This window comes from Sphingomonas pruni NBRC 15498 (genome assembly GCF_001598455.1).
Lineage (GTDB): Bacteria > Pseudomonadota > Alphaproteobacteria > Sphingomonadales > Sphingomonadaceae > Sphingomonas > Sphingomonas pruni.
In genome coordinates this window covers 1-2,760 of the sequence record NZ_BCYZ01000143.1, presented here as the reverse complement: position 1 = coordinate 2,760, position 2,760 = coordinate 1, and the positions used below count along the sequence as shown (strand labels likewise).

Sequence of the window (2,760 nt, the reverse complement as noted above, 5' to 3'; positions counted from 1 at the left end):
GGGGGGGCCGGACGGCGACCAACTAGCGTCGTGCTTCCGCCCCCTCCGACGCGCTCCGCGCGCCACCTCCCCCTGGCGGGGGAGGATGAAAAAGGGCGGTCTGCGTAAGCCGTCCTATCGTCAAAACTCGAACGCGGTCTGCGCGGCGGGCGGCGGCTCGGTCGCGACACCCTCGATCTCGAGCATGCGGACCTTGGCGAGCGCCCCGCCGGGCGCCGAGAAACCGTGGACCCGGCTGCCCGCGGCGAGCACGCGATGACACGGCACGATCAGCGGGATCGGATTGCGCGCCATCGCCTGGCCGACCGCGCGCGCCGCTTCCGGCCCCGCGCCCAATTCCCTGGCGACCGCGCCATAAGTCATCGTCTCGCCGCGGCCGATCGCGCGGACGCGTTCATAGACGCGGGCAAAGAACGGCTCCTGCTCGCCGAGATCGATCGCGACGGCATCGAAATCCACCGGCTCCCCAGCGAAATAGCGGATCGCGTCGGCGATCACCGCCGCGACGGCAGGCGGCGGGTCGCCGGCAACGGCATCGGGCAAGCGGCGAAGTAGCGACCATTCGGCGTCGCGAGCGGACTCGCCGGGCAAGCGAAAGGCAGTGACCGCCTCGCCGCTCCACGCAATCGCGGCGATACCGTGCGCGGTTTCAAAGACGCGATAGCGATGGAGCGTGGCCATGGCCGCAAGATCGGCGACCGAAGCATTCAAATCAACCGCTCGATCGGGAGGCGCGCGAGAGACAGCCTACCCAGCCACCACCTTGGCCGATTCGGGCAGGTCGTAGCGGCGTTTGTCCTTATCCTCGACGCCGTTCTTCACCCAGGCGCCGTGCGCATGCGCCGTCGCGACCACGTGCCACTCCTCATTGCCAGGCCAGCTCTTCACGCGGATCACCTGGTGCGCGAAGGCGCGGTCGGGCTCCATCATCACCCAGGCGAGCCGACGCTCGGCCGTGGCGCGCTTTCCCGCCGCATCCATCGCCGCGCGGATGCGGTTGGCACTGTCCTCAGGCAGATATTGCCATACCACCGAATGCATCAGCACGCGCGTCACGCCGGACGGTTGCGGTGCGGCGAGTCGCGCCTCCACCCAGTCGGCGGCGTCGGCCTGGGCCAGATCGACCGGCTTCTCGCGCTGCATTGCGATCGCCTTGCACAGCCGCTCGGCGCGCGCCGGCGTTTCGGCCCAGACATAGGCGGCCAGCCGCGCCTCGACCGCGGGATCGGTGGCGTCGAGCGGGCGAACGTCGCAGCCACGCACCGAGACGATCTCGATCGGCGCCGCCACGGGCGGCTCACCGCGCCATTCGGGCGCAATCGTCACCGGCGCATCGGCGGGACCGAATTTTACGCCGCCAAGATCGAAAGCATAACGATCGATCAACAGGTTGAGCCCGGCGCTTGATCCGATTTCGAGCAGGTCGATTTTCGGTCCGTGACGTCGTGCGATCTCGAGCAACCCGACGATCAGCGCGCCCGATCGGCCCGGCTCGTTGGTCTGCGGCGGCCCATCGAGCCAGGGCAGCAGGATATCGTCATGCGCGGCCAGCGCGGCGTTCACCGCCGCCGCAATCGCGTCCTGGTCGCTCGTCTTGCCGCGGAACACCGCCGCCAACCCCGAATCGGCACCTGCCTGCACCAGCGCATGCAGCCCGCCGATGAACCTGAGCGGCAGCGCGTCGCGCGTCGGCTCGCCCGGCCAGTCGAGGATGCGGGCGCCGGTGCGGCTGTCGCGGGTCAGGCCGTCGGCGATCGCGGCGCACAATCGCGCATAGATCGGCGCGTCCATGTTGCGGCAATAGAATTCCTGGATCCGGAACGCCTCGCGATTGCCCGCTTCATCGGCCATGCCACCTCCTCGTTATCCAGTACCGGCGCGCTAACCCGCGCGACCTTCCATAGATTGCTGTCCTTCGGAGGGTCGGGCGGGGAAGCGCGCCGGCGGCAGAACCGCTGGAAGCGGCGCTACCGGGGTGCATTGCGCCTTCGCAGGTGCACAAGTAAAGCCCCGCCATGGCGCAACCTTTAGTCATTGCCGTTCCCAAGGGCCGCATCCTGTCGGAAGCCGTGCCGCTGCTCGTCCGCGCCGGCGTAGAGCCAGAGGCAGCCTTCTCCGATGAGGACAGCCGGGCGCTGCGCTTTTCGACCAACCATCCTGGTATCGACCTGATCCGCGTGCGCGCGTTCGACGTCGCCACGTTCGTCGCGCATGGCGCCGCGCAGATCGGCATTGTCGGCTCGGACGTGCTCGCCGAATTCGACTATCCCGAACTCTATGCGCCGGTCGACCTGGGCATCGGCCATTGCCGCTTGTCGGTCGCCGAGCCGGCCGAAATGGCCGCAGCCGACGATCCCCGGGGCTGGAGTCACGTTCGCGTCGCGACCAAATATCCGCATGTGACGCAGCGCCATTTCGAGGCCCGCGGGGTGCAGGCCGAATGCGTCAAGCTCAACGGCGCGATGGAATTGGCGCCGACTCTGGGGCTCGCGCCGCGCATCGTCGACCTCGTCTCGTCGGGGCGCACGCTCAAAGAGAATGGTCTGGTCGAGGTCGAGGTGATCGCCGAGGTCACCAGCCGCCTGATCGTCAACCGCGCCGCGTTCAAGACCCGGCCGGAACTGGTCCCGCTGGTCGACGCGTTCCGGCGGGCGGTGGAGAAGTCTGATGCGGCATGAGCATGGTCTTAGCCCCTCCCCTTCAGGGGAGGGGTCGGGGGTGGGGCGGCGCCTCGCAGAGGGCATCGCTTGTGACTCCCCC

General features: G+C 68.7%; 3 protein-coding genes. 1 reads left to right on the top strand and 2 read right to left on the bottom strand.

What is annotated here, in order from left to right; genetic code table 11:
* Positions 1-120 precede the first annotated feature (120 nt).
* On the bottom strand, positions 121-711 hold the full coding sequence (locus tag SPR01S_RS20870) for a methylated-DNA--[protein]-cysteine S-methyltransferase (protein ID WP_245662164.1): 591 nt from the start codon (positions 709-711) through the stop codon (positions 121-123).
* 36 nt (positions 712-747) lie between these two features.
* Positions 748-1,851 (bottom strand): DUF2332 domain-containing protein, encoded by a 1,104-nt coding sequence (locus SPR01S_RS20865; protein ID WP_066593756.1) that lies wholly within the window; start codon positions 1,849-1,851, stop codon positions 748-750.
* A 164-nt stretch (positions 1,852-2,015) separates the two neighbouring features.
* Between SPR01S_RS20865 and hisG the strand changes: the two genes are divergently transcribed.
* Positions 2,016-2,678, top strand: a complete 663-nt coding sequence (gene hisG / locus SPR01S_RS20860) for an ATP phosphoribosyltransferase (RefSeq protein WP_066593753.1) — start codon at positions 2,016-2,018, stop codon at positions 2,676-2,678.
* Positions 2,679-2,760 lie beyond the last annotated feature (82 nt).